This is a genomic window from Sinorhizobium sp. Y406, assembly GCF_058732025.1.
The window spans coordinates 577,512-604,117 of record NZ_CM178975.1 but is presented as its reverse complement, the minus strand read 5'-3'; the positions used below and the strand labels follow the sequence as shown (position 1 = coordinate 604,117).

General features: G+C 61.8%; 24 protein-coding genes and 1 pseudogene. 9 read left to right on the top strand and 16 right to left on the bottom strand.

Annotated features, from left to right (window positions below; all coding sequences use genetic code 11):
- Positions 1-25: 25 nt before the first annotated feature.
- From tnpC to AC4P1R_RS19725, 6 genes are all read right to left on the bottom strand, one after another.
- A complete protein-coding gene (tnpC, locus tag AC4P1R_RS19750) occupies positions 26-1,558 on the bottom strand; it encodes an IS66 family transposase (protein ID WP_492176919.1) in 1,533 nt (510 codons plus the stop codon).
- 71 nt (positions 1,559-1,629) lie between these two features.
- Positions 1,630-1,986, bottom strand: coding sequence for an IS66 family insertion sequence element accessory protein TnpB (gene tnpB, locus AC4P1R_RS19745; protein WP_069456438.1), 357 nt, complete (start codon positions 1,984-1,986; stop codon positions 1,630-1,632).
- A complete protein-coding gene (tnpA, locus tag AC4P1R_RS19740; protein ID WP_207543998.1) occupies positions 1,983-2,471 on the bottom strand; it encodes an IS66-like element accessory protein TnpA in 489 nt (162 codons plus the stop codon). The genes tnpB and tnpA overlap by 4 nt, the downstream gene beginning before the upstream one ends.
- Positions 2,468-2,965 carry a hypothetical protein gene (locus AC4P1R_RS19735; RefSeq protein ID WP_492178514.1) on the bottom strand — a complete coding sequence of 166 codons (498 nt, stop codon included), beginning with the start codon at positions 2,963-2,965 and terminating at the stop codon, positions 2,468-2,470. The genes tnpA and AC4P1R_RS19735 overlap by 4 nt, the downstream gene beginning before the upstream one ends.
- Positions 2,910-3,755 (bottom strand): adenylate/guanylate cyclase domain-containing protein, encoded by an 846-nt coding sequence (locus AC4P1R_RS19730; protein WP_492178513.1) that lies wholly within the window; start codon positions 3,753-3,755, stop codon positions 2,910-2,912. Before AC4P1R_RS19730 ends, AC4P1R_RS19735 begins: the two co-directional genes overlap by 56 nt.
- Before the next feature lie 332 nt (positions 3,756-4,087).
- Entirely contained in the window at positions 4,088-4,918 is an 831-nt protein-coding gene (locus AC4P1R_RS19725) for a ferritin-like domain-containing protein (RefSeq protein WP_069456982.1), read from the bottom strand.
- A gap of 194 nt (positions 4,919-5,112) precedes the next feature.
- Between AC4P1R_RS19725 and AC4P1R_RS19720 the strand changes: the two genes are divergently transcribed.
- From AC4P1R_RS19720 to AC4P1R_RS19690, 7 genes are read left to right on the top strand one after another with little or no spacing between them, the layout of a single operon-like run.
- A complete protein-coding gene (locus AC4P1R_RS19720) occupies positions 5,113-7,356 on the top strand; it encodes a 4Fe-4S binding protein (protein ID WP_492178512.1) in 2,244 nt (747 codons plus the stop codon).
- Positions 7,357-7,380: 24 nt separating this feature from the next.
- Positions 7,381-9,300, top strand: coding sequence for a TAT-dependent nitrous-oxide reductase (gene nosZ / locus AC4P1R_RS19715; protein WP_069456980.1), 1,920 nt, complete (start codon positions 7,381-7,383; stop codon positions 9,298-9,300).
- A complete protein-coding gene (locus AC4P1R_RS19710; RefSeq protein WP_492178511.1) occupies positions 9,300-10,664 on the top strand; it encodes a nitrous oxide reductase family maturation protein NosD in 1,365 nt (454 codons plus the stop codon). Before nosZ ends, AC4P1R_RS19710 begins: the two co-directional genes overlap by 1 nt.
- Positions 10,661-11,575, top strand: a complete 915-nt coding sequence (locus tag AC4P1R_RS19705) for an ABC transporter ATP-binding protein (RefSeq protein ID WP_069456979.1) — start codon at positions 10,661-10,663, stop codon at positions 11,573-11,575. Before AC4P1R_RS19710 ends, AC4P1R_RS19705 begins: the two co-directional genes overlap by 4 nt.
- Positions 11,572-12,399 (top strand): ABC transporter permease, encoded by an 828-nt coding sequence (locus AC4P1R_RS19700; RefSeq protein WP_069456978.1) that lies wholly within the window; start codon positions 11,572-11,574, stop codon positions 12,397-12,399. The genes AC4P1R_RS19705 and AC4P1R_RS19700 overlap by 4 nt, the downstream gene beginning before the upstream one ends.
- On the top strand, positions 12,396-12,956 hold the full coding sequence (locus AC4P1R_RS19695; RefSeq protein WP_069456977.1) for a nitrous oxide reductase accessory protein NosL: 561 nt from the start codon (positions 12,396-12,398) through the stop codon (positions 12,954-12,956). Before AC4P1R_RS19700 ends, AC4P1R_RS19695 begins: the two co-directional genes overlap by 4 nt.
- Complete coding sequence (locus AC4P1R_RS19690; RefSeq protein WP_492178510.1) at positions 12,949-13,953, top strand: FAD:protein FMN transferase; 1,005 nt, start codon at positions 12,949-12,951, stop codon at positions 13,951-13,953. Before AC4P1R_RS19695 ends, AC4P1R_RS19690 begins: the two co-directional genes overlap by 8 nt.
- 55 nt (positions 13,954-14,008) lie before the next feature.
- Here the strand turns inward: AC4P1R_RS19690 and AC4P1R_RS19685 are convergent, their stop codons facing one another.
- From AC4P1R_RS19685 to AC4P1R_RS19645, 9 genes and pseudogenes are all read right to left on the bottom strand, one after another.
- A complete protein-coding gene (locus AC4P1R_RS19685) occupies positions 14,009-14,296 on the bottom strand; it encodes a DUF6522 family protein (protein WP_069456975.1) in 288 nt (95 codons plus the stop codon).
- 101 nt (positions 14,297-14,397) lie between these two features.
- Positions 14,398-15,552: an NnrS family protein gene (locus tag AC4P1R_RS19680; RefSeq protein ID WP_069456974.1), complete on the bottom strand. Its 1,155-nt coding sequence runs from the start codon at positions 15,550-15,552 to the stop codon at positions 14,398-14,400.
- Positions 15,549-16,224, bottom strand: a pseudogene (ric, locus tag AC4P1R_RS19675) (iron-sulfur cluster repair di-iron protein). Before ric ends, AC4P1R_RS19680 begins: the two are co-directional and overlap by 4 nt.
- A gap of 389 nt (positions 16,225-16,613) precedes the next feature.
- A complete protein-coding gene (locus tag AC4P1R_RS19670) occupies positions 16,614-18,737 on the bottom strand; it encodes a copper-transporting P-type ATPase (RefSeq protein WP_492178796.1) in 2,124 nt (707 codons plus the stop codon).
- Positions 18,738-18,934: 197 nt separating this feature from the next.
- Complete coding sequence (locus tag AC4P1R_RS19665) at positions 18,935-20,401, bottom strand: multicopper oxidase family protein (RefSeq protein ID WP_492178508.1); 1,467 nt, start codon at positions 20,399-20,401, stop codon at positions 18,935-18,937.
- Between the two features lie 100 nt (positions 20,402-20,501).
- The gene (locus AC4P1R_RS19660) at positions 20,502-20,861 is read right to left on the bottom strand and encodes a hypothetical protein (RefSeq protein WP_069456972.1); all 360 of its coding nucleotides are present in this window, start codon (positions 20,859-20,861) and stop codon (positions 20,502-20,504) included.
- Between the two features lie 88 nt (positions 20,862-20,949).
- The gene (locus AC4P1R_RS19655; protein ID WP_069456971.1) at positions 20,950-21,171 is read right to left on the bottom strand and encodes a heavy-metal-associated domain-containing protein; all 222 of its coding nucleotides are present in this window, start codon (positions 21,169-21,171) and stop codon (positions 20,950-20,952) included.
- 265 nt (positions 21,172-21,436) lie between these two features.
- Positions 21,437-22,453 carry a 2-hydroxyacid dehydrogenase gene (locus AC4P1R_RS19650; protein ID WP_069456992.1) on the bottom strand — a complete coding sequence of 339 codons (1,017 nt, stop codon included), beginning with the start codon at positions 22,451-22,453 and terminating at the stop codon, positions 21,437-21,439.
- A gap of 138 nt (positions 22,454-22,591) precedes the next feature.
- Positions 22,592-23,899, bottom strand: coding sequence for a glucoamylase family protein (locus AC4P1R_RS19645; protein WP_151613707.1), 1,308 nt, complete (start codon positions 23,897-23,899; stop codon positions 22,592-22,594).
- Positions 23,900-24,258: 359 nt separating this feature from the next.
- Between AC4P1R_RS19645 and AC4P1R_RS19640 the strand changes: the two genes are divergently transcribed.
- Complete coding sequence (locus AC4P1R_RS19640) at positions 24,259-24,900, top strand: Spy/CpxP family protein refolding chaperone (protein ID WP_151613706.1); 642 nt, start codon at positions 24,259-24,261, stop codon at positions 24,898-24,900.
- A 31-nt stretch (positions 24,901-24,931) separates the two neighbouring features.
- Here the strand turns inward: AC4P1R_RS19640 and AC4P1R_RS19635 are convergent, their stop codons facing one another.
- Entirely contained in the window at positions 24,932-25,831 is a 900-nt protein-coding gene (locus tag AC4P1R_RS19635; RefSeq protein WP_151613705.1) for a LysR family transcriptional regulator ArgP, read from the bottom strand.
- Between the two features lie 98 nt (positions 25,832-25,929).
- On the opposite strand from AC4P1R_RS19635, the gene AC4P1R_RS19630 reads away from it, so the two are divergent.
- Complete coding sequence (locus AC4P1R_RS19630) at positions 25,930-26,538, top strand: LysE/ArgO family amino acid transporter (RefSeq protein ID WP_151613704.1); 609 nt, start codon at positions 25,930-25,932, stop codon at positions 26,536-26,538.
- Positions 26,539-26,606: the final 68 nt, after the last annotated feature.

Below are 26,606 nucleotides of genomic sequence, written 5' to 3'. Positions count from 1 at the left end.
GCTTCTGAAGCAGTAAGCGGTGTTCTCAGGCCACGGGCTTGGGTTCTGGCTTATCGGCGTAGGCCCAAGGCAGTAGGTCGTCGAGCTGGCTGTTCGGGTGGCCATTGACGATCTTGGTGATGACGTCGGTCAGATAGGCAAGTGGCTCAACGTCATTGAGCTTGGCCGTTTCGATGAGCGAGGCGATGGTCGCCCAGTGTTCGGCCCCAGCGTCGGAGCCGGCGAACAAGGCATTCTTCCGATTAAGGGCAATCGGCCGGATGGAACGCTCGACGGTGTTGGAATCGATCTCGATACGGCCGTCATCGATGAAACGGGTCAGCCCGTCCCAGCGTGAGATCGTGTAGCGGATGGCTTCGGCGAGCTTGGTCTTCTGGCTGATGAGGGAGAGTTGCTGGGTCAGCCAAGGCGCGAGACTGGCGATGATCGGACGGCTCTTGTCCTGCCGGACGGCGCGACGGTCCTCGTGGGTGAGACCGCGGATATTGTCCTCGATTTTGTAGAGCTCGGCGATACGCCTGAGCGCTTCGCTGGCAATGGGTGCAGGACCGGCGGCGGCCAGTTCATAGAAGCGCCGACGCACATGGCTCCAGCAGAATGCCAGGGACACGCTGTTGCCGGCGGCGAGCGCTCGATAGCCAACGTATCCGTCCACCTGCAGGACGCCGACGAAGCCATCAAGATGCGCCATCGGACGTTCGCTCTTGCGATCGGGCGCATAGACATAGACAACACCAGGCGGGTCGACTCCCTGCCATGGCCTGTCGTCGCGAGCATAGGCCCAAAGCTGCCCGGTCTTCGTCTTTCCCCGACCCGGATCGAGTACCGGAGCGGTCGTCTCGTCGGCGAAGAGTTTGGACGAGGCCTTCAAATGCTCGAGCAGCCTTTGGTGAACCGGGCGCAGGTGCCAGGCGGCTCGACCGACCCAGTCGGCGAGTGTCGAACGGTCGAGATCGATCCCCTGTCGCTTGTAGATTTGCGCCTGCCTGTAGAGCGGCAAGTGATCGGCATATTTGGAGACCAGTACCTGGGCGACGGTCGCCTCGGTCGGAATGCCGCCTTCGATCAGCCGTGTGGGAGCCGGAGCCTGGACGACGACTTCCTCACAGGCGCGGCAGGCATATTTGGGACGGCGCGTCACCAGAACGCGGAACTGGGCCGGCACGATGTCGAGCTTCTCGCTGACGTCCTCGCCGATCCGGTGCAGGCCGTTGCCGCAGCAGGGGCAGTCATGGCTCTCGATGTCGATGACCACATCGATGCGCGGCAGATGGGCAGGAAGTGAGCCGCGGTTTATCCGCCGCTTGGCGACCCGCTCCCGGTGCAGATCGCTCGCTGCATGTTCCTTCTCCTCCAGACCGTCCGCCTCGACCTGTTCGGCTTCCTCGAGCCCAAGGAGAAGCTGATCCTCTGGAAGCGTCTCGGCTCTGCGGCCAAATCGGTGGCGCTGCAATTCCTTGATGATCTGCCGCAGCCGGGCATTCTCCGCCTCGCGCGAAAGCACCATGGCTTTGAGCGCGTTCAGGTCGTCGGGAAGCTCGTCGGCCGTCATCGTCATGGAGCGACAACAGCATAATCCGGCGACCAAAACGAGGGCGTGGGTGAGCCTGATTCAATTGGTCGCAGCGGCTAACCAGCCTTCTCCGGGATGCGCGTCTCGAAGGGCGCATGGACGCGCTTCCAATCCAGTCCCTCGAACAATGCCGAGAACTGCGCGGCCGTCAGGCGCATCGCACCGTCCTGCATCTTGGGCCAGTGGAACTCGCCATCCTCGAGACGTTTGGACACTAGGCACACCCCGCTGCCATCCCAGAAAACCAGCTTGATCCGGTCTGCGCGTTTGGCCCGGAACACGTAGATCGTGCCGGAGAAGGGATCAGCACCCATCTCGGCCTTTACCAGCGCCGCCAGGCCCTCCGCACCTTTGCGGAAATCGACAGGCCGGGTGGCGACCATGACCTTTACCGCTCCCGACGGCCCGATCACGACTGTGCCTTCACCGCTTGAATGACGGCGGCAATCGTGGCCGCGTCCGCGCCGGATGCGATCCTGACGAGCGCCCCGCCGATCTCCAATTCGATTGCGCCGCTGCTCGACTTCTTTCTCGATGCACGGGCCGGTTCAGGCTCCTTCGCCACCGCCTTCGTCGGCACATCCAGGACCGCCGGCGCAAACATCGGAACACCCTCGACATCAGGTACAGCTTCCAGCGGCTTGCGGGCGAGCCGACGCCAGGTGAACAATTGCTGCGGGGTCAATCCATGACGCCGCGCCACGGAGCAGACCGTCACGCCCGGCTCATAACTCTCCGCGACGATCTGCGCCTTGCGCTCGTCACTCCACTCCCGCCGACGACCGCTGCCCGTGAAAACCTCGAAACGGCGCGCCGGCTCTTCATCGCTGGATGTAAGTGTAAGCTGTGAAATCGACATATGTCCAAGCCCTCGTTCGGGCTCAACATCGTCAATCACGCACTGATCCGGAAGGTGCGGTCAAAACACCGCTTACCTGAAGCACGGCCGCAGTAGCAGAGTATGTTTGCCAGATAGCTGTTCGCAGTCGGGCAGTTCGGGCGCAGTTCGACAGCCTTGTAGCATGTCGCAAGCGCTTCCTCGTGACGACGATTCAAGAGATGGACGGATGCCAAGACAATATGCGCAAGGCCGTTGGACCCCCGCAGCTTGATGGCTTTATCTGCCCACAGCGCCGCTTGAGCGAGCGATTGCTCCTTTGACGCCGCCCATCCCCTGAACGCGTCCACCCAGAAAGTGAAGCACAGATACGCAGGTCCCACCGGCGAATCGGGCTGGAGGCGGAAGACCGTTTCGAACATCTCCCGCGCCGCGGCGTTAGCTTCTCTCGACCCGGCGTAGAAAAGGCTGAGCCCGCGATAGAAGGGATCGAGCGCTTCAAGATTGCTTATCGTGCTGTGGAGCAGCCATTTCTCGCCGCTCGCGAGCTTCACGTCGAGCGCCTTCAGAACCTCGGCCGTGATTTCGTCCTGCCTGCTCGGCCGTCACATCAGCATTGCGATATCTATTGCAAGTTGCAGCGCCAATCAGGAACAGGCCGGAAGCATGAATCAGCGCCGCCTGGATGTTGAGCCGGAGCCCGTCTGCCAGATAGTCGTGATCCGGCTTGCCGGTGAAATCGGCGAACGGCAAAACGGCAACGGAAGGTCTCTTCGGAATCGGCATGTCCTCGGTCGCCCGGGGGATATGCCGAGGCGCTGGTCCACCAGCCGTTGGCACGATCCGATAGATGTGGACCGGGTCGACGATATTCTTCAGTGTTTGCGCTCCGAGGTCCTCGAATCGCAGTTTGACGCGGTTTTTCACCTCGCTGAAAACAGCGCCGGAAACACAGATCATCCCGGGCTCGGCGATGCTTTCCAGCCGCGATGCTATGTTTACGCCATCGCCAAAAATGTCTGTGCCCTCGACCACAACCTCTCCCAGATTGACGCCGATGCGGAATTCAATCGTGCCGTGCCCGGGAACGTCGCGATTGCGCTCAACCATGCCGCGTTGTATCGCAGCTGCGCATTCCACCGCTGCAACCACGCTTGAAAATACGACCAGAAGGCCGTCGCCGATCGTTTTGACAATGTGCCCGCCATGCTCGGCGATCTTCGGATCAATAAGATTGTCTCGGTGAGCCCGGAGATCGGCCAATGTCCCGGCCTCATCCGTCCCGACGAGGCGGCTGAATCCGACAACGTCAGCGGCAAGAATGGCGGTGAGCTTGCGTTCCATGGATGCTCCAACCATTCGGAGCAAATCGATTGCTGGGGTGAAAGACTGATCTGATTCTGCGGGAGTGCACCGTCAAAGTCCAGTGCGCGCTGCCAAGAGGGACGGTGAACAAAATTCGATCGTTGGCGCTCGTCCGCTATATTCCACTTGAAGCCAGATAGGTGCGAAAAAGCCGGCATGCCTGGACATTGTCATTCAGTGCCGCCGGTCACGAAGAGTGGCCCCGACCTATACGGTCAGGGCCTTCTGCCAGGGTCAAAGCTTGCCGAGTGCGGCCTCGACCCGTTCCTGGGCCTTTTTGGGATACTTCGCTGCCTTGACCTGCTCGACTCCTACAGCTCCCGTGCTGCATAGAGGCAGCGAATGACATCGCTGGCGAACGTCTGCATCCGGGCCCTGGCCGAATCCGTGGCTTCGCGTTCCGCAAGGTCCAGGTAACAATCGAGCAGGAATTCGCAAAGCGGAACAAGGCGTTCGGTCACGCTGTTGGGGACGTGCTGCAAGAGAGGCGTTTCGCCGGCTGGCACGTCAGATAAAGCGCTTGCCCGCCCCAGCGCCTCTTTCGCAAAGCCGCGCACCCGCTCCGCACGCTCATCAAATGCCGACGCCGGAACGCGCGACAATAGTTCCGAGAGCCGCTGTTCGAATGCCGGCAAGTCGCCCTTCATGGAATCGGGATCGCCGCGGCGCATTTCATGAAATGCCCTCCGTCGCTCGCGGCGCAGCGTCGCCACATGGCCGAGTTCCTCCCTTGCCATTCGCTCAGCGGCCTGTCTGATTTCCTCGGAAGGCGCGTGCGCCGCCGCATAGGACCAAAACACAAAAGCCCGTTCCTCGTTGCGCACGGCCATCGAGAAAGCGCGGTACGACGTCAGCAGCTCGGGAGAAACAACGCCTGCCCCCTCATCGTCGAAAAGCGGCTCGGCGAGGCTGACGGGCTCCGGCTTCCTGTCTCCGAGCCATTGGTCCACCTTCCCCAGATGTCCTTTTTCCTCCGCGATCAGACGCTCGAACACCGCGGCGAGGTCGGGGCGGTTTTCTGTTCGCATGCGCGCGGCCAGGGCGACGTAGCCGTCGATCGCCTCCTGCTCCATCGCTCGCGCGAGCGACAGCAACTCCCCCATTGACGCCAATGCCCATGGTTCGGTCCCTTTTCCCGGCATTCCTCTTCTCCCGGTGTAGCACGTCTAAGTTGTGCATTCGTGGGTTGGTCCTCGGACCTGATACAGATTGGCCCTAGTTGAATTTGGTCAAGTTGATTTGGCGCAAAGAAGCCCCTTCGAAATCGTGCGAAACCGCCGCTATGCAGCGGCAGAACTCCCCTCAAGTGTCGGCGTTCAGACAGTGGTCGATGAAAATGCGTTTGCCAAATTCCCTCGGACTCGCCGCTTTCTGCATCGCGCTGCTTCTCGCAGTTCAGACCGTGGCTGCGGGCGAATTGCCCATCTACCTTCAAAAGGTGCAGCCAGAGGAGATTTTTCCGGGCGCGACCCGTTTCGGGGACTTGAGCGGAGATCCACCGCTCGCCCCCGTTTTCCGCGGCGAGGAGCTATTGGGCTATGCCTACCTCAATTCCGACATCACAAGCTCGGTCGGCTATTCCGGCAAGCCTATCAGGATCGTGGTCGGCATTGATCTAAAGGGAGTAGTGCGGGGGCTGAAGCTGGTCGAGCACAAGGAGCCGATCGTTCTCATCGGCATCCCGGAAGCCAAGGTGGTGGCCGCTGTCAATGCGCTCATCGGCAAGGACCTCGGGCGGGTTTCCTCAGGCGCCGAGCGGCCGCCCCAGGTCGACATCGTCAGCGGCGCCACGGTGACCGTCCTCGTGATGGGGGACAGCATCGTCCGTTCCGCTCTCAAGCTCATTCGAAGCCACAGGCTCGGCGCGGATGTCGCCGCTGCGGCTGGAACTACTTCGGAAATCCGCAAGATCAACCCTAGCAAGACAGAGACAAGCGACTGGCAGACGCTGATCGGCGACGGCTCGGTGAAAAGTCTTCGGCTTACCGTCGGCGAGGTCACAGAGGCCTTCCGGCAGGCCGGCCAGGAGCGCGCGGCCGAGCGGCCTGAGACCCATAATCCTGGTGATCGCTTTATCGACCTGTATATCGCTCCAGTCAGCGTGCCGGGCATCGGAAGATCGCTCCTCGGCGATACTCGCTATGAGCAGATGCGCGCCAAGATGAAGCCCGGAGAAGAGGCGATCGTCGTGGCGGGAGACGGGGCCTATTCCTTCAAGGGATCCGGCTATGTCCGCGGCGGTATTTTCGATCGCATCGAACTGCTTCAGGATGGTCAGGGATTGCGGTTCCGCGACCGCTTCCACACGAGGCTGCCGACGCTTGCGGCCGCCGGCGCGCCGCGTCTTCGCGAAATCGCGTTGTTCGTGGTTCCGGCCGAGTTCGGCTTCGATGTGATCGCGCCGTGGGAACTCCAACTGCTGGTCCAGCGTAGCGCCGGTGGGCGCGAAAAGGCGGTGCTGCCCTACAATCTGGGCTACACACTGCCTGATGCCTACGTGACCATCGAGGCCGCGCCGGCGCCGGCGGTCGAGCCGAGCGTCGCGCAACAGGCAGCACCCGCCGAGCCGTTGGCGGAGGGGCAGCCCCTCTGGATGAAGATGTGGGACATGAACCGCGTCTCGGTGGCGATCACCATCGCGGCCGTGCTTGTCCTGACCGTGATCTTCTTCTTCTTCCAGGACTGGCTGGTAAAGCGGCCGGTGCTCTTTGCCTGGGTGCGGCGCGGCTATCTACTCTTCACGCTCGTCTGGCTCGGCTGGTACGCCAACGCCCAGCTCTCCGTGGTCAACGTCCTGACATTCGTCAACTCTCTCGTTACCGGCTTTCAATGGGAGTTCTTCCTGTCCGCTCCGCTGGTCTTCATCCTGTGGGGAAGCGTGGCGGCCGCGCTGCTGTTCTGGGGGCGCGGCCCATTCTGCGGCTGGCTGTGTCCGTTCGGTGCCCTGCAGGAACTGACGAACAATGTCGCACAGTGGCTGAAGGTGCCTCAAGTCCGGTTGCCCTGGGGCCTGCATGAACGGCTCTGGCCGATCAAGTACGTGATCTTCCTCGGCCTCTTTGGTTTGTCGCTCTACTCCCTCGCACTTGCCGAAGTGTTCGCGGAGGTTGAGCCTTTCAAGACCGCGATCATCCTCAAGTTCGTCCGTGATTGGCCCTTCGTCGTCTTCGCTCTCGCCGTGCTTGCCGCCGGCCTGTTCATCGAACGGTTCTATTGCCGCTATCTCTGCCCGCTCGGGGCCGCTCTCGCCATACCGGGACGAATCCGCATGTTCGAGTGGCTGAAGCGATGGCCGGAATGCGGCTCGCCCTGTCAGAGGTGCGCGAAAGAATGCCCGGTCCAGTCCATTCACCCGGAGGGCGGCATCAACGTCAACGAATGCATCTACTGCATGCACTGCCAGGAGCTTTACCACGACGACCAGCGCTGTCCGCACATGATCCAGGTGCGGTTGAAACGCGAGAAGTTCATGGCGCTTTCGACCCCGGTCTCGCGGGGGGAAGTGCCGACAAAGACCGTCGTGACCCATAAGGGCGCCCCGATCAGAAAAGCTGAGAAGGCCCCGGAAAATCCCGTCTGACGCCAACATCCAAGGAGAGGCACCATGTCAAGCGAAGAAACCAAGATGCGTCTGAACAGACGACAGATGCTCGGCACGACCGCATTCGTAGCGGCTGCCGGCGCAGTGGGCGCCGGTGGCGCTCTAACGCTCTCGGGCGGCGCGGCGACGCCTGCCAAGGCGCAGGAGGCGTCTGGCGGAAGCTACGAGGTAAAACCCGGCGAACTCGACGAATACTACGTCTTCTTCTCGTCGGGGCAGTCCGGCGAAGTCCGCGTCGTCGGTGCGCCATCGATGCGCGAAATGATGCGGATTCCCGTCTTCAACCGGTGCAGCGCCACCGGCTGGGGCCAAACCAACGAAAGCCGCAAGATCTTGACCGAAGGCCTGCTGCCGGAAACGGTCGAGTTCTTGAAGGACCAGGGCGGTCTCTATATGAACGGCGACCTCCACCATCCGCACCCGTCGTTTACGGACGGCACCTATGACGGGCGCTATCTCTATGCCAACGACAAGTCCAACTCCCGCGTCTGCCGCATTCGGCTCGACGTCATGAAGTGCGACAAGATCATCCAGCTTCCGAACCAGCACACTGTTCACGGCCTTCGGGTCCAGAAATATCCAAAGACCGGATACGTCTTCTGCAATGGCGAGGACGCCGTGCCGATCCCGAATGACGGCAAGACCATGGGCGACAAGGACTCCTACCAGGCGATATTCACCGCCGTGGATGGCGAGACCATGAAGGTCGCTTGGCAGGTGATGGTCGACGGTAACCTCGACAACGTCGACGCCGACTACCAGGGCAAGTACTGCTTCGCCACCTGCTACAATTCTGAGGAGGGCTTTACCCTGGCGGACATGATGGCAAGCGAGCAGGATTGGATCGTCATTTTCAACCTGAAGCGGATCGAGGAGGCGGTTGCAAAGGGAGACTACAAGGAGATCGGCGGCGTGCCGGTGCTCGACGGCCGCAAGGGTTCGCCTTACACGCGCTACGTGCCCGTGCCGAACAGTCCGCACGGCATCAACACAGCGCCTGACGGTATCCACGTCGTTGCGAATGGCAAGCTCTCGCCGACCGTGACCGTGTTCGACGTGCGCAAGTTCGATGACCTGTTCGACGACAAGATCCAGCCCCGCGATACCGTTGTCGCCGAGCCGGAACTCGGTCTGGGCCCCTTGCACACCGCCTACGACGGCAAAGGCAACGCCTACACGACGCTGTTTATCGACAGCCAGGTTTGCAAATGGAACATCGAGGACGCCAAGCGGGCCTATGCCGGGGAAAAGGTCGATCCCATACGCCACAAGCTCGATGTCCACTATCAGCCCGGCCACAACCACACCTCCATGGGGCAGACCAAGGAAGCCGACGGCAAGTGGCTGATTTCACTGAACAAGTTCTCAAAGGACCGGTATCTGAACGTCGGCCCTCTCAAGCCGGAGAACGATCAGCTGATCGACATTTCGGGCGACGAGATGGTGCTTGTGCACGACAACCCGACCTTTGCCGAACCCCATGACGCGACGATCGTTCATGCCTCAAAGATCAATCCCGTGCACGTCTGGAACAGGGACGATCCGTTCTTCGCCGATGCAGTCGCCCAGGCGAAGGCCGACAATATCGATCTGCTGGTCGATTCGGAGGTGATCCGTGACGGCAACAAGGTCCGAGTCTACATGACGTCCGCCGCGCCGGCCTTCGGGCTGGAGGACTTCACCGTCAAGCAGGGCGACGACGTCACCGTCTACGTGACGAATATCGACGAAGTCGAGGACCTTACGCATGGGTTCTGCATCGTCAACTACGGCATCAACATGGAGATTGGGCCGCAGGCGACTGCTTCCGTCACCTTCAAGGCCAGCAAGCCGGGGGTCTACTGGTACTACTGCACCTGGTTCTGCCATGCGATGCACATGGAGATGAAAGGCCGCATGCTGGTGGAGGCACAGGGCGCCTGATGGCTCGTCCAAACATACCGACTCTCGGGATGGCGGCGCTTGCCGTCGTCATCCTCGTTTCTCCCGCATCGGCGGCGACGATCCGGAAGTCTGCCGACGGGTCACCGCTGCAGCCATTGCTCGACGGCGCAGCGCCCGGGGACGTCATCGTGCTAGAAGCAGGCGAACACCAGGGACCGGTCACTATCGACAAGACTTTGACGCTCGAAGGCGAACCCGGGGCTGTCGTCATGGGCAACGGCAAAGGCAGTGTAATAACCGTGACGGCGCCGCGGTCGATCGTCCGCGGGTTGGAGGTTCGAGGGTCGGGCAAGGACCTCTACGGAATGGACTCCGGCATCTTCGTGGCACAGACGGCGACCGGCGCGACGCTGGAGAAAAATGCGATCATCGGCAATCTCGTCGGCATCTATCTGCACGGGGCAGAAGATTCCCAGGCGCGAGGCAACCGGATCATCGGCTTGCGCGAGGGCAGGACCAGCGAGGCGGGAGACGGCATATCGGTCTGGAACGCGCCAGGCGCGCGGGTTCTTGACAATGACGTCAGCTACGGGCGGGACGGTATTTTTACCAAGGCGAGCAAGCGGAACGTCTTCAGCGGCAACCGCTTTCGTGACTTGCGGTTCGCAGTACATTACATGTACACGAACGACAGCGAGATCAGCGACAACGTCTCGACAGGCAACGCTGTCGGCTATGCGATCATGTACTCCAACCGCCTCGAGATAGTGGGCAATCGCTCGGACGGGGATCGCGACCACGGACTTCTGTTGAACTACGCGAACAACTCCCGAATCACCGGCAACATCGTGGTCGGCCGCCTCCAGCCGGCCGAGCGTTGGCTGAAGTCGCGACCCTCCGGACATGGCGTTCCGAAGATCGACGAAGAGAACCAAATCTCAGGTGACCGCCGCCTCGGGCCGGAAAAATGCGTCTTCATCTACAACGCCAACAAGAACCGTTTCCGGAACAACACGTTCGAGGGCTGCGCGATCGGCATCCACTTCACGGCAGGTTCGGAGGGCAACCTGATCAGCCACAACTCCTTCATCAAAAACCGGAATCAGGTCAAGTATGTGGGAACGCGCCACCTCGATTGGTCGTCGGAGGGACAGGGCAACTACTGGAGCGACAATCCAGCCTTCGACCTGGACGGCGACGGTATCGGCGACAACCCCTATAGACCGAACGACCTCATCGACAAGGTGTTGTGGACTTCCCCTCAGGCAAAGCTGCTGACGACCAGCCCCGCGGTCCAGGTCATCCGCTGGGCCCAGGCGCAGTTTCCGGCACTGCTGCCCGGCGGTGTCGTCGACAGCCACCCGCTGATGGTTCCGACGGCGCGCGAGGGAGTCTTGCAATGAGCGAGACCGTCAAGATGGCGAGCGTCAGCAAACAGTATGGAAACTCCACCGTGGTCCGAGACGTCTCCTTCGTGCTCGGCGAGGCTGAAACAGTCGCACTCGTCGGTCACAATGGTGCCGGCAAAACCACGCTCATCAAGCTGATGCTTGGGTTGATCCGGCCGACGAACGGACGAGTGCGGGTGCTGGGCGAAGACCCTGCGACCGGCGACTTCGCCGTCAGGCAAAGTCTCGGCTACCTGCCGGAAAGCGTCTCCTTCAACATGGCCCTAACGGGGCGCGAGACATTGCGCTTCTATGCGCGGCTCAAGCGGGTCGGCGGCGCCCCGACAGGTGACCTTTTCGACTGCGTGGGGCTCGCCCAGGATGCCGTCGACCGGCCAGTCCGGACCTATTCCAAGGGCATGCGGCAGCGACTGGGACTCGCGCAGGCTCTGCTTGGCAAGCCGCGGGTCCTGCTGCTGGACGAACCCACCAGCGGTCTCGACCCCGCTCTGCGCCGGAGCTTCTACGATCTGATCTCAGAGCTGCAGGCAAGGGGCACTACGGTACTGCTCTCGTCGCATGCCCTCACAGAACTGGAAGGCCGGGCCGATCGTGTGATCATCGTCGACAAGGGCGTGAAGATCGCCGACGGCTCGCTCGAGGCGTTGCGGCGAGTGGCCCGACTGCCGACGCGCATCAGGGTAAAGCTCGCACAGACCGCGGCCTCGCCGGCCTGGCTCAATGGCGGCATGAAATGGTGCCGCGGCCCGGAGGGGGTACTTGAGGCGGAGGTCTCTTCCGACCGCAAGGTCCGGCTGCTGCATGACATCACCGCGGACGCGGCGATGCTCTCCGGTCTAACGATCACGGAACCGACGCTGGACGACCTCTATGCACATTTTCTCGGTGGTCAGGTGACGAAATGAGGAACATTCTCACCATCGCCGGGAAAGAGATACAGGAAGGCATGCGCAACAGGTGGGTCCTGGCAACCACCTTGCTGCTGGCAGCGCTTGCCCTGACATTGTCTTTCCTGGGCAGCGCGCCGACCGGAAGTGTGGGCGTCAACAAGCTCGACGTAGTCATCGTCAGCCTTTCAAGCCTCACCATCTTCCTCGTGCCGCTGATCGCGCTCCTCCTGTCGCACGACGCGATCGTCGGCGAGATGGAGCGAGGCACGATGCTGCTTCTCCTCAGCTATCCGATCGGACGTCGCGAAGTCGTGTTTGGCAAGTTCCTGGGCCATCTGGCGATACTCGCCTTCGCGACTCTGCTCGGCTACGGCGTGGCGGCTGCGGCGCTGGCGGCGACGGGAAGCAATATCGGCCCGGAAAGCTGGAAGGCCTTTGGAACTATGATCGCAACCTCGGTGCTGCTCGGCGCAGTGTTTGCGGCGATCGGCCATCTGATAAGTGCGGTCGCAAACGAGCGCGCGACCGCCGGCGGCATCGCCATCGGGATATGGCTGTTCTTCGTACTGATTTACGACATGGCGCTGCTCGGGGCGCTTGTCGCCGCCCAGGGACGGGCGATCCCGACGGGGCTGCTCAACGTGCTCCTGCTTGCCAATCCCACGGACGTCTATCGCCTGCTCAATCTTGGCTCAGGCGGGGCCGGCGCTCTTTCGGCCATGGGAGGCGTCGCCGCCCATACCGGCCTGTCGTCGCCCGTTCTGCTTGCTGTTCTCGGGTTCTGGACGCTTGCGCCGCTCGGATTGGCCACACTGGTTTTCTCTAGGAGGGAATTATGAGGTTGGCAGCCATCACGGCAACACTGGCCGCGTCTCTTCTCCTTGCAGGCTGCGAAAAGGAGGAGGTGGCGACAATGCCCGCTCCCTATTCGCTTACAGCCGACGCAATGGGGCACTATTGCGGCATGAATGTCCTCGAACATCCGGGGCCGAAGGGTCAGGTGATCCTCGAGGACATCCCGGAACCTATCTGGTTCTCTTCGGCGCGCGACACAATCGCCTTCACCATGCTGCCGGAGGAGCCGAAGGATATCGCGGCCATCTACGTGTCGGACATGGGGGCAGCGCCAAGCTGGGAGGAGCCGGGGGCGGAGAATTGGATCGATGCACAAAAGGCGTTCTACGTCATCGGCAGCAAGGTCAGAGGGGGCATGGGGGCGGAGGAAGCAGTCCCGTTTTCCGACGAGGGCGCAGCGCGTGAGTTTGCCGCTGCGAATGGTGGCGACGTGGTCGAATTTGCCGATGTGCCGAAGGAGTACGTACTGGGCACCGGCGCCGAACCGCAAGGGGCGGACCTGCAAGGTGAACCCGATGCGGAAGGAGATACTCATGGCTGACCACGTTTCCCGCCGCAGGGCCATCTGCATCCTGGCTGCCGCCGCCGGGCTCCCGCTGCTGGGTCTTGGAGGAGCCAGGGCAGCGGCCGCCGCCACGGTCACCTGGACTGGTCAAGCGCTGGGCGCCCCAGCCACATTGATCCTGAACGTCGAGGACCGGTCCGAAGCCGCAGGGCTGGTGGACCGGATCGTTGCCGAGGTGTCGCGCCTCGAGAGGGTGTTCAGTCTTTACCGGCAGGATTCCGCCCTCTCCGAGCTGAACCGCACTGGAGCCATCGCTGCTCCGCCGGCGGATCTGGTGAGCCTGCTCGCTGTGAGCCGAGATGTGTGGGAGACGACGGAAGGCGCCTTCGATCCCACTATCCAGCCTCTGTGGATGCTCTATGCCAAGCACTTTTCCGCCAGCTACGCCGATCCCGCAGGGCCCTCCACGGAGGAGAGACAGCGGGCATTATCCCTCGTCGGTTTGGACGAGATCAAGTCCAACCGCGACCGCATCGTCTTCGCCCGATCGGGAATGGCTTTGACGCTCAATGGGATAGCCCAAGGGTACATCACCGACTGCGTCGTAAGACTGCTCAAGGACGCAGGCGTTGAAAACAGTCTCGTCAGCATGGGCGAGACGCGCGCGATCGGGGCGCAACGCAGCGGACTGCCGTGGCGAGTCGGGCTTGCGACGAGAGAAGACATGGGCAGGCCCGACAGCATTCTGAGCCTCGTCAACAGGGCGGTCGCGACCTCGAGCCAGGAAGGCTTCCATTTCGGCGCCAGCGGTCGATTCGGGCATATTATCGACCCGCTGAGCGGGGGAACGCCGAGAATGCACCGCAGAGTGAGCGTCGTTGCCCCCACCGCGACGGTTGCCGACGCCTTCTCGACGGCTTTCAGCCTGATGAGCACGCCGGCTGTCCGGCGCGCCTGCGCGAAACGCCCGGAGCTTGCGGTTGACCTGATCTCCACGGCAGGTGCTCATGTGCGTTTCGGTCAGCCTATCTAGACTGGGGGCCGCAGAACGAACGCCCCGGCCTGTCCGGCGGTATCAATGCGCTTTCTCAGGGTTCCACGACGTTCGTCAGCATGCGTGAACTCGCGCGATAGAAAACCGTCTCTTCGCTCACCACCCGACACTCGCTGTTCACGATCGCCCGCCACACCCGGTTGCCAAGCTTCACGCTCAGGCGACAGGTACCGGCATGGTTTCCCTCTCCGCGTTCCACCATGCTGGTTACCAGACCCTTCCTGAAATAGCGGCGCAAGTCGTCCATGGATATTCCGAAACGATTGGCAAGTTCGGTGGGGTCCACAATCAAATCCCCATTTTGAGTCCTCTCCACCTTCATGGCTTCCCTCCTGCTCATGTCTCGTCGTTGGGGGTCCGGGCGGATCCGACTTCGTCCGACGTCTCGAAGGTCGGGCGCCTCGCCTTCAGCGACACGAGCCATCAGGTCCTATTGATCGCCGCGCTGAACACCGGTCTGGGCACCGGACCGATCATCGCAGGGATATAGTCCGTCAGGAAGAGCGCCCAAGCCGCTATCCAGCAGATGGCGGCAGCAGCGACGGGATTAAAATGCGTCTGGCCTACCCAAGCACCGAAAACACGCAGCAGCGCCGAGAGCGGCACGAGCGAGAATGCACAAGCCATGGACCTGCTCAGGATCAGGGTCTCTCCGTGGCGGTCCATGGCCGGCCGCATCATGAAGGCGGCCATCATTGTCCCCATCGCGCCGATGGTCAGCGCGTGCAGGGCGACATCCGGTGGAACCCGGCTGGGAAAAATCGCTGAAAGGCCGCTCAGGACGAGGGCCGCTGGCATCCAGGCGAAAGCGACATGCAGGATGAACAAGGCTGGGTAGCGGGCGGTCCTGAGGCTCTGCCACCCCATCATCTGCAACAAAAGCAGAGCGCCCGAAAACACCAGCACATAGCCTGACGACATTGTCGGCCAAGCGCGATCGAGAAAGGCCGCGGCAAGAATACCCACGATCGCCAGGTGCGACATCTTTCGCCGATCACAAAAAGGCCTCCCACCCGCCGTCCGATCCAACCATGACCGAGTCAAGGCGGGTACTGCGCGTCCGCCTATCAAAACCACCAGCAAGGCATAAACCGTCGGCGTCGGACCCGGGCCCGCGCCGATATCAGCCAAGGCACTTATGCCGAGAGCACCTGTCCCGAAGGGAGCCCAGCACCGATCCCACGCGCGGGAGGCCACGACGCCATGCGTCAACACCACCGTCAAGAACGCGAAATAGGCGGAAACTCCGATCGCGGCAGCGATAAAGGGCAGATGCCCTGTGAGCGCGCCAGTCAGGCGGGCGGCACACCACAGGCAGGTAGCCACCAAGGTGACGGCCGAGGTGACGGGACCCCGCTTCGTCCAGGCCGGCAGGGCTGTGAGGAGATAGCCGCCTGCTGCTGCGCCGGCCATGCCGAAAAGGAGTTCGCGGCTGTGCCACGTGACCCGCTCCGGAGCATCTTGCTCGGGAAGAAGCCAGACCATGGGCGAGACAAGCGCCCATAGCCCTGCGAGAAAAAACAGCGGTCGATATGGCGCCCGCCAGATGGATCTCCAATCGGCTACCTTGTGCGTCAAACGGCCGCCTGGGACTGAGTTTCGAAACGAGGGAACAAGACTGCGTTCTCGAGATGCATGTGCATCACCAGGTCGTCGGTGAACTTGCGCAGTCCTGTATAGAGCGCGGTCCACGAGCCGCAGGCGCAAGGCGGCAGCGAAAGTCCATGCGTCACATGCTCGATCGCCCGGAGATGCTCTGCCTCCTCCTCATGCTCATGGCCCATCTGCGCGATCGGATGGCCGATCACCGGGCTACCGCCGCGCCGCATCATCGGGAACAGGACCTGTTCTTCCTTCATCATGTGGCTTTCGAGTTCGTCCCGCAGGCGATCAAGCGCCTGGGAGAGGCCGACCGGGGCCGCAGGATGGTCTCCGTGCACCCGCTCCACCTTCTGGGCGAGCGGGATGAGCCAGGCGAGCTCCGCGCGGTGCGTCTGGTGGTATCTGTCGAGAATATGTTTGATGAGATCCAATGTTTCTTCGGGCGCATCTCGTCTTGCAGACTCGGCGAGGGCCTCGAGCTCTGCAAGTAGCGCCGACGGCGCGAGACCCGCCTTGACGGCGGCTTCCGAGAGCCGGATATTTGCCGCCGCAACAGAAGCTGATGTCATGCCCCCGGAAGAGTTCCGCGGCTCCGGGCAACTCTGCTGCGATCACTGCCACCGTGTCGTCGAGGCCTAGTCCCGTCATGGTTTGCTCCTTGTCTGGTGTTGACTGCCAGGCTGTCCTTGGCTCGCTGAAACGGCTCGCGAGCGCCCCTGAACTCGACACGTCTTTTGTAGAACCGTGGCGATGGCGTCTTTGTGCCTGCGCAAACAGGTCAAAGCCGGGGCCAGGAAGACCTATCCTCGCCACGACCTGTGCCGGAACAGCAGAAACCACCCAGTGTTGGAGGTCAGCAGGATAGCTGGGTCAGTGGGGCGGCTGGCCGACAGTGGCGTTTGCTTTGCCATCTCTTAGCAGTGGAGTTGTAGGGCCAGAGTGGAGACGCACGAGCATCGCTTTGCGGTGTGCTCCTCACCGGACATCCGCACCCGGTCCCACGCAGTCGGTCAATATCGGTGCAGGTTGGTATCAAGTCATATCCGAGCACTCCGCAACCTGAGAGCATTGCCGATCACGCTGACTGACGAGAGCGCCATGGCGGCTGCCGCGATGATCGGCGACAGCAAAAGTCCGAGGGCGGGATAGAGCACGCCCGCCGCAACCGGGACGCCAGCCGCGTTGTAGATGAAGGCGAAGAACAGATTTTGACGGATGTTCCGCATTGTCGCGTGACTGAGCTGCCGCGCCCGCGCAATGCCCTGCAGATCGCCCTTGAGCAGCGTCACGCCAGCGCTCTCGATTGCCACGTCTGTCCCCGTTCCCATGGCAATCCCGACGTCGGCGGCGGCAAGCGCTGGGGCGTCGTTGACGCCGTCGCCCGCCATGGCGACGATCCTGCCGTCTTTGCGCAGGCGCGCGACGATCTCGCTCTTGTGTTCCGGCAATACCTCCGCCTCGACCTCCTTGATATCGAGCTTCCGGGCGACTGCATTGGCGGTGGTTTGGTTATCTCCGGTGAGCATTACCACCCGCACGCCGTCCTTCAGCAATGCATCCACTGCGGCGGGCGTCGTCGCCTTGATCGGATCGGCTATTGCGAACAGTCCGGCCAGACGACCGTCGATGGCGGCGAAGATGACGGTCGCTCCTTCACTGCGCAGTTCTTCCGCTTCTCGCAAGAGGACTGAGATGTCCACCTTTTCCTCGGACATGATCCGGTGGCTGCCGATGATGAGGCTGCGTCCCTCCACGGTCCCGGTCACTCCCTTGCCGACGGGGCTGTCGAAGTTCTCTGCCGTGGCGAGTGCCACGCGGCGTTCCCCGGCCGCCTCGACGATGGCCGCCGCGAGGGGATGTTCGCTCGACCGTTCCAGCGTCCCCGCCAGCCGAAGGAGCTCGTTTTCCGAAACGCCATCTACCGCGACGATAGACGTCACCTTCGGCTTGCCCTCGGTCAGGGTGCCGGTCTTGTCGACCACCAGCGTGTCGACCTTTTCGAAGCGTTCCAGCGCTTCTGCGTTCTTGATCAGCACGCCTAGGCTTGCACCCTTGCCGACGCCGACCATGATGGACATTGGGGTTGCGAGGCCGAGCGCGCAGGGACAGGCGATTATGAGCACCGCGACTGCGGCGACAAGTCCGTGCGTGAAGCGGGGCTCCGGGCCGACCGTCATCCATGTCGCGAAGGCAATGATGGCTATGAGGATGACGGCGGGCACGAACCATCCCGACACTTCGTCGGCGAGGCGTTGAATTGGGGCGCGAGAGCGCTGAGCCTCGGCGACCATGCGGACGATCTGCGACAGCATGGTGTCGCGGCCGACCTTTCCTGCTTCCATGACGAAGCCGCCGGTCCTGTTCATGGTGCCGCCGATTAGTGTCGCGCCAACCTCCTTCGTAACCGGCATCGACTCCCCGGTGACCATCGATTCATCGACCGAGCTGCGGCCTTCCACGAGGGTACCGTCAACCGGAACCTTCTCGCCCGGGCGGACGCGCAGCCGGTCGCCGACGGCAACGGCTTCCAGCGGCACGTCCTCGTCGGCGCCATCGCTGCCAATGCGACGGGCGGTCTTCGGTGCCAGGTCCAGGAGGGCACGGATGGCGCCTCCGGTCTGCTCCCGCGCCCGCAGTTCGAGGACCTGCCCAAGCAGCACAAGCACTGTGATAACGGCCGCCGCCTCGAAGTAGACCGCAACGGTCCCCTCGTCGGATCGGAACGTCGCCGGAAACAGGCCGGGGGCAACCGTTGCGACCACGCTGTAGGCCCAGGCGACGCCTGTGCCCATGGCGATCAGTGTGAACATGTTCAGCTTCCGGGTGAGGATCGACTGCCAGGCCCTCTCGAAGAAGGGAGCGCCGGCCCAAAGGACGACCGGGGTCGCGAAGACAAGCTGCAGCCAATTTGAAACCTGGGGACCCAACAGCATGTGAAGGTTGGTGAGGTGACCGCCCATCTCAATCGCCAGCACGGGGAACGTCAGAACCAGCCCGATCCAGAACCGCCGCCGCATATCGACGAGTTCCGGGCTGGGACCGGTATCGGCGGATATGATCTCCGGTTCAAGCGCCATGCCGCAGATCGGGCAGTTTCCGGGACCGATCTGTCGTACCTGCGGATGCATCGGGCAGGTGTAAACCACGCCCTGCTGCTGCATGTCCCCTTCGTCCTCGTCGCGAGGGGGGTTCACATGTCCATGGTGGTGATCGTGCCGGTGATCCTCGGGTCGGTGATGATGTTCATGCTCTTCCATTGGGGAGTGTCTCCATAATGGTATTCGTCGACGACGAAGTTCGCCCGCCCGGCATCTCCGGACCAACAGGTCGCGTCTTTGCCGGGCGGGCAAAGTCTCCGTCATGTATAGGCGACGAAAGACATCATTCCCGATGCCATGTGATAGAGGTGATGGCAGTGCAGCGGCCAACGCCCCGGATTGTTGGCGTCGAAGGCGAAGGTCGCGCTTCCCATTGGCGGCACGAGGACCGTATCGCGCAACGCACCCGGGAAAGCCCTCCCATCAATGGCGGAAACCTGGAAGTGATGCCCATGCAAATGCATGGGGTGGGCCATCATCGACATGTTTCGCATGACGATCTCGATCCTTTCTCCTTCTCGGACATTGAGGCTATCAGCGCCGTCGATCCTCCATTCATAGCCGCTCATGCCGCCCGTCAGGGTCAATTCGAAACGCCTGTCAACCCGACGCGCGGCAAGCGATGCGGTGGCTGCCAGTTGCTGCTCGAGATCCAGGCCAACGACCGGACCGACTTCTGCTCCGCGGGTTGCAAGCTTGCCCACCCTGGCTCCAGACGGAGCAAGGATGATGCCGGTGCGATGATCCGAGCCTTCTCGCAATGCAAGAACCGGACTGGCCACGGCAGTCTTGGGGAGTTCCAGACGGACATCCAGCCGTTGTCCCATGGAGATCGGAAAGCGCGTTGCGGAAACCGGCCGGATCAATTGCCCATCGACGGCGACCAGCTGCCCGGTCAGCGCACCCGTATCAATCGTAAAGGCGGTCGCCGTCGCCCCGTTGATAATGCGCAGGCGAACGCGGCCCCCATTTTCGACCGCAACCACTTCCGGATCGTCAAGGGTGCGGTCATTGGCGAGATAAGCGTCGTATTCGATGTCGTTCAGGTCCATGGGGACCATGCCTGGCGTCGCCATGCCGGACATGTGGCCTCCGTGCATATTGGCTGCCATGCCCGACATCGCATTGTGATCCATTGCGTGCCCGCCTGCCGGACTTTTCAGCCTGGCGAACAACTCCTCGGCCGGTGTGAAGGAGAAGTCATGAAGAAGAATAACCACGTCCTGCTCATCGCGCTTCTTGTCTTCGGCGGTTTGCACGATCAAGGGCGCGGCAAGCAGGTTCTGCTCCTGGAGCGTATGGGCGTGCATCCAATGGGTGCCGCCGGAGCCGACCGGAAATGTGTAGTGCCTTGATTTCTTTGGCTCCAGAAGTGCGGCCGGGTTATCCGGCACGCCGTCCATATCCCACGGCGGAACAAGTCCGTGCCAATGGATGAGCGTCGGCTCACCGCCTTCATTCGAAAGGGCGACGTCGAACAGGGTGTCCGCGTCGAGGGTCAAGCCCACGGTGCCATCCGGTTGAACGAGCCCGAAGACCTCTGCGGCTCTCCCGTTCACCTCTATCACGCGCTTCTTTATCGACAGGGGCCTGGTCCCGGGCCGCGGAGTGAGTCCATTATTGCCGGGCATCGTCTCCGGCCATGCGGCGGTGGGAAAAAGCAGAGCACCTGAGGCGGCGACTGCGACGCCTGACATCAGTCCGCCCAAGAATTCACGACGTTTCATTTGTTTGACCTCTCGTTCAGCGCCGGCCGTTGCCGGCGAATGCCGCTTCCCTGGGATGCGACCATGGTAGGGCTGCCGTTCTGATGGCAGCCGCGTTTCATCAGGCAGATCGGGGAGGGCCAATGTCGGGGCGCGAGTCGACGCCGATGATGGCGCCCTGCGGGTCGAGGACTTGGTGACCGTTGGGCTTCAGGGCAATTTCGAAAAGGACTGGTGCCGGGAAAAGCGCGTTGCACAGGCTGCAGTCGCTTTTGCAGCACGCCTTCTGGTCGGCGGGCTCGAAGTCGCCATGATGTGCCGGATCACCTTCCGGAGAGACGATATGTTCGCTGCTAGCGATGTGTGGTTCACACTTGACGAGGGCGGCCCCAGCCGTCGGCGCGAACAGAAACATGAGTACGGCCATGATGCCCAGCAATTCTGTTGCGCGTTTCCGGACGATCTGGCTGGCGGCGATCATGTTTCGCTCGACCCTTCGTGCTTTATTCAAGCACATTGCTCAGTGGTTGCAGGCTGTGCCTTGATCTTGATCAAACGGCCGCCGACGGTCACGCGACCGAGCCGCAGCAGGAATTCTTGGAAGACGCATGATAGCCAGCGTCTTTAATCGCTACAATGAACGTGTCAGAGCCGACTTCAGAGTCGATGGATGCGGTCTTCGCCTCGAGATCCACTGTGACCTCGGCATGAGGATCGATCGCTTTTGCTGCCCTCTCCACCGCCGCGGCGCAGTGCCCGCAGGTCATGTCGGGGATATTGAAAAGATGCATCTGGAGGTCTCCATTGATCCGACTTAAGTCAATATGGACCTTCCAACGATGGCAGGGTCAAGAAGCTCTCCGCGAGATTTTTTCGACGATGTCGACGTCTTCGCCTGCGGCGTTGTCGTTACTGTCGCGGCTGCTGCCGAGGACTCTGGCATGGTGAAGTGCGGCCCGCCACCGCAATCTCACGGCCCGATCTATGGCGACGACCCTCGCGTGTCCCGCAATGTCTTCGCGGTGAACGCGAACGGGTTGAGCACGGCGGCTGCCGTCAGCGGCCTTGACCGGCGATCTTCTCGATGGAAACTTCGTGATTTGCGCAGCCACATGCTACGAACGCACTGATATTCGCGATGGTCGTCTCGGCGATATTGGTGAGGGCCTCTCTCGTGAAAAAAGCCTGATGGCCTGTCACGAGGACGTTTGGGAAAGTTAGCAGACGCGCGAAGATGTCATCCGGAATGAAACGGTCGGAAAGATTTTCATAGAACAAATCGCCTTCCTCTTCGTACACGTCGAGCCCGAGGCTGCCGATCGTTCCGTCCTTTAATCCCCGGATGACGGCGCGCGTTTCAACCACGGCGCCGCGGCTCGTGTTGATCAACATCACGCCGCGCTTGAGACACGGCAGCGTCTCGCTCCTGATCATGTAATGAGTCTCCGGCGTGAGGGGGCAGTGCAGGCTGACAATGTCGGATCGCCTGAAGAGCTCCTCTCGCGAAACGTAGGTCGCCCCCAGGGCCTCGCAGGCCGGATCCGGCCTGAGGTCGTTTGCAAGCAACGAGCAGCCGAATCCTGCCATGATCCGCGTGAATGCCTGGCCGATCTTTCCGGTGCCGACTATGCCGACCGTCTTGCCTTGAAGGTCGAACCCCAACAATCCGTCAAGGGCAAAGTTGCCTTCGCGAACCCGGTTGTAAGCTCGATGGATTTTGCGGTTCAGGGCGAGGATCAAGGTCGCCGTATGCTCTGCGACGGCGTAGGGGGAATAGGCAGGGACACGCGCGACTCTGATGCCTAGATTACAGGCGGCTTCAAGGTCGACGTTGTTGAAGCCGGCGCAGCGGAGGGCAACGAGCTTCACACCGCGTTTTGCGAGCTCCTGAAGGACAGGCTCGCCGAGATCGTCGTTGACGAAGGCGCACACGGCCTCGGCACCCGTTGCCAAGGTCGCCGTTTCGGGGGAAAGCCGAACATCGAGAAACCGTAGCTCGTGCGCGGCGCTGCTGTTCGCTGCGCAGAGGAATTCGCGGTCATAAGACTTGCTGCTGTAAACTGCGACTTTCATGGTCTTCGCGTCCGACACCTACTCCGGGGCGAGCCGCGCCAACGAAAACGCGACTGCCGCTCATGTCGTCGTCGGAAAAAACGCGTTGCAAGCGGCCTCTTCGAAATCGTACCGCAGAATTCCTTTCACAGGAACCGATCAGGGCAGTTCATCCAGCCAGCCTCCGTCGAAGCCGGCGCGCCGCAGTCCCGTGACCACATAGGGGCACGCGCGCATCAAACGCCACAACAGGCCGCTCCAATGATTCTCGATCATCAGCACGATCGGCCCCTGATTGAGTCCGAAGTGCCAGGGTGACACCCACCAGCCGTAGGGGTTGCCTGGTTCACCTGGGTGGGTCGGATTGAAGGCTGCCTTGAAGCCGTATCTGTTGAACTTCGTCAGCTTCGCCTGGTGGACGCAGTAGTCAACCGCCTGCAGGACTATTTCAGGCGCGAACGGCAAGGAGGCGACCACCGACCAAGGCGCGAGCGTGCCATCGTCCGGACCGTAAGGAACGCCGCGTCCGACATAGTCGTAGAACTTGCGCTCGACGCCCTTCAGTTTGAGCGTCGCGGGGCCGGGACCCTCGCTGGCGGTGATCCCCCAGCAGCATTCCCGGTATCCATCGAACTTGCGGGGGTTGTCGATCGCATAGGCTCGCTGTACCTGAGTCGCCCGGCGGCTGTTCTCGAAATAATCGATGCCCTTCTCGCGCATGTAAGCGTCCTGTATGCCGCGAAAGTCGATCCAGACATGGGATAATTGGTGGGTGAACAGCGGTCCCGCGTAGAGGTACTCGTAACCGTAGCAACTCTCCCAATGATAAGTGGAGGTCCAGGCGGAGTAGCTCGATTCCGGCAGCGGGTGGGTCGGCGACCCCAGTCCCAGAATATAAAGAAGCAGCGCCTCGTTGTAGCCCTCCCAATGGTACTTGAGGAAGCCGGCCTCCGGTGTCCACCCGTGTGTTACCGTCGCTGCGCCATTCAGCGCCCACTGCCAATCCACCCGGCGGTAGAGCGCGTCTGCGATCTCCGTTATCTCCCGTTCGCGAGCATCCGACGCGTCGAAATACGCGGCGGCCGACAAGGCCCCGGCTAGGAGCAGGGCGCTGTCGATCGTCGAAAGCTCGCATTGCCAGGCGCGACGCCCGGTCGCCATATCGAGGAAATGATAGTAGAAGCCTTTGTATCCCGTGGCATCGGGTTGTGTCCCCTGAGGACTGCCCAAGAAGAACCGGAGTGTGGTCAACGTTCGATCGACTGCGGCTGCGCGACGCATCAGTCCACGCTTCACGGCGACGGGATAGCAGGCGAGCGCAAGACCTGTCGCGGCGATGCTGGACGGCCAGTTGGTGGCCGTCTTGTCGAGGATGAGACCGTTGGCGGGGCTCACTTCGTTGAGAAAGTAATCAAACGTCTGCCGCTGAAGTTGCTGCAGCTCGTCCAAAGAACTGGCCGCTTTCATGGCTTCCTCCTGCTTTCTGCTGCCGGGCGCAATGGCTGTGCATTCGGCAAAAAGACACGCGTAAGGCCGGACGAATGCCCGTACTCATCTCGTTGATTTCCCGCCTTCGGCATCTCAGGGAAGCCCGTGAATCGGGCATAATATACCCGTTCAGGAGTCACGACGCCCGGAAGATCAGTTGCGCAGCTTGAATGGCCTTGTCGTCCATATTTCGCCGGGATGGCCGATCGACGTCGATTCTCCCGGACGAGACAGGTAGTTAGACCGACCCGGCTTGATCCGCATCAAGGCGATCTTTCGCCGCCGCAATATCATTTTCAATGGTTTCGACTGCTCAATTAGAGCCGGGAGATATGAAAATGACCCCTCTGCAAACAATGCTGCTGACGAGTGCACTGCTGTTGGTCGGGACGCCGGCCTTTGCCGAAGACGCACATCACCCCGCGGCCACGCCTGTGCAGGCGAGCGAAGAGAGCACGCAGCCGCAAGCATCCGCCGCAAACCCAAGCGCCATGATGCCGTCCGGCGGCATGATGCCCGGCGATATGATGGGCGGAATGATGGGAATGATGGGCGGTGGTCAAGGACCTATGGACATGATGGCCACCGAACAGGGACCAATGGCGCAGGGCGGCATGTGGGCGATGGCCCAGATGATGGCGCCTGCACACATCGAGGGACGCATCGCGTTCCTGAAGACGGAGCTCAAGATAACGACCGAGCAAGAGTCGTTGTGGAACGCCTTTGCCGAGGTTCTGCGCGCTAACGCCCGCGGCGCACGGGAAGGCATGACGCAGATGCCAGGCGCGATGGATAGCACGGGCAGGGCCGCGGCGACCCCATTGCAGCGGATCGAGTCCAGGGAAAGCGCCCTCGCCAGCCGGCTCGAGAGTGTGCGCAAGCTGAAGGCAACTCTCGCCCCTCTCTATCAGGCGCTCGACGGAGCGCAGAAACAGATGGCCGACAGGCTACTCGTGCCGCCGATGATGGGAATGATATGAGCGTCACGACGGCGTTTGTCTTGGCAGCGCGTCATGCCAACAGATGATGTGTAGCCACCGCCGTGACCTCGCGCGTCAGGTCCACCAGCCGGTCAGCGGCGAGACGGTTCATCTGCCAGTAGAGCGGAACGTCGAGCGGCGTATCGGGGATCAGCTCGACCAATCGCCCGGTTGCCAGGTGCTCGCCGACGAGGAGTGCCGGGTTCATGCCCCAGCCCATGCCGGACAGACTTGCCTCGACGAAGCCTTGCGTCGACGGAAGCCAATGGGTGGGAGGGTTGAGGTCTTCTCCAAACACCTGGTGCATCCACCGGCCTTGAAGCCTGTCCTTTTGATTGAACGTCAACAAAGGCGCCTTGCCAATGGCCTCCTTCATGACGCCCTGCGGGAAATGGCGGGCGACGAAATCGGGGCTCGCGGTGGCGTGATAGCGCAGGGCTCCGAGTGACACGCGCCGGCAGCCCTGAACCGGCTTTTCCAGGCTGGTGACGGCAGCGATGACCTGTCCTCGCCGCAGCCACTCGGCGGTATGGTCCTGGTCGTCGACCGCGATGTTCAGGAGATAGGGGGAGCGGCTGGCGAAGCGCGACATGGCCGTCAGGAACCATGTGCCGAGACTGTCGGCATTCGTCGCAATATGCAGCGTCACGCGCAGTTCGGGTTCCGTCGGATCGACAAGCGCGGGCAGATGATTGAACAGTTCGGCTTCGAGCATCCCGACATTTTCCATGTGCCGGCAGAGCCATTCTCCCTTTTCGGTGGCGGTGCAGGGATTGCCCCTCGCGATCAGCACGATGCCGAGGCGTTCCTCGAGCTGCTTCACCCGTTGCGAAACCGCCGAAGGCGTCACGTTGAGCAGGCCAGCAGCTTTCTCGAAGCTGCCGGTCTGGATGACTGAGAAGACGGCACGGAGCGCTGAATAATCGAGCATGGATTAGTTTTGCTTAATTGAAGTTAGTAGAATTAACTAGCCTGAATCCCTGAGCTGCGATAGCAAAAAAGCCCATCACCGTTCGGGAGCTTTGAGGTATGAATTTTCCGGTTTACGGCACGGGCTTGGTGATGGGGCTCAGTCTCATCGTCGCAATCGGCGCGCAGAACGCTTTCGTGCTGAGCCAGGGCCTTCGCAACGAGCATGTATTTGCCGTCTGCCTCACCTGTGCCCTGTCGGACGCCGTGCTGATCACGATGGGTGTGACCAGTTTCCAGCAGATCGCGGCGCTGCTGCCCTGGCTCGATCCGGTCATGCGCTATGGCGGCGCGGCCTTTCTGGCCTGGTACGGTGCAAAAAGCCTTTATTCCGCCTTTCACGCGTCGGGAGCGTTGACGGTGCAGGAGGCGGGCTCATCGAGCCTTCGGGCGACCCTTTTGACCTGCCTTGCTCTCACCTGGCTCAATCCGCACGTCTATCTCGACACGGTCGTACTGCTTGGTAGCATCTCGACCCGGTCTCCGGGATACGAGGCCTCCTTCGCGGCGGGCGCCGCGACCGGCTCTTTCCTGTTCTTCTTTTCGCTCGGTTACGGCGCGACCTGGCTGAGGCCGGTCTTCGCCAAGCCCGCAGCCTGGCGAATTCTGGAAACGCTCATCGCCCTGACGATGTGGTCGATTGCCTTGAGCCTGTTGGCGAAGATGTAGCTGCCGTTCATTTCCGCGACGCTTGCGTGGAAGTGATGGCGACGGCAAAGATAGAGACAGCGCGTCTC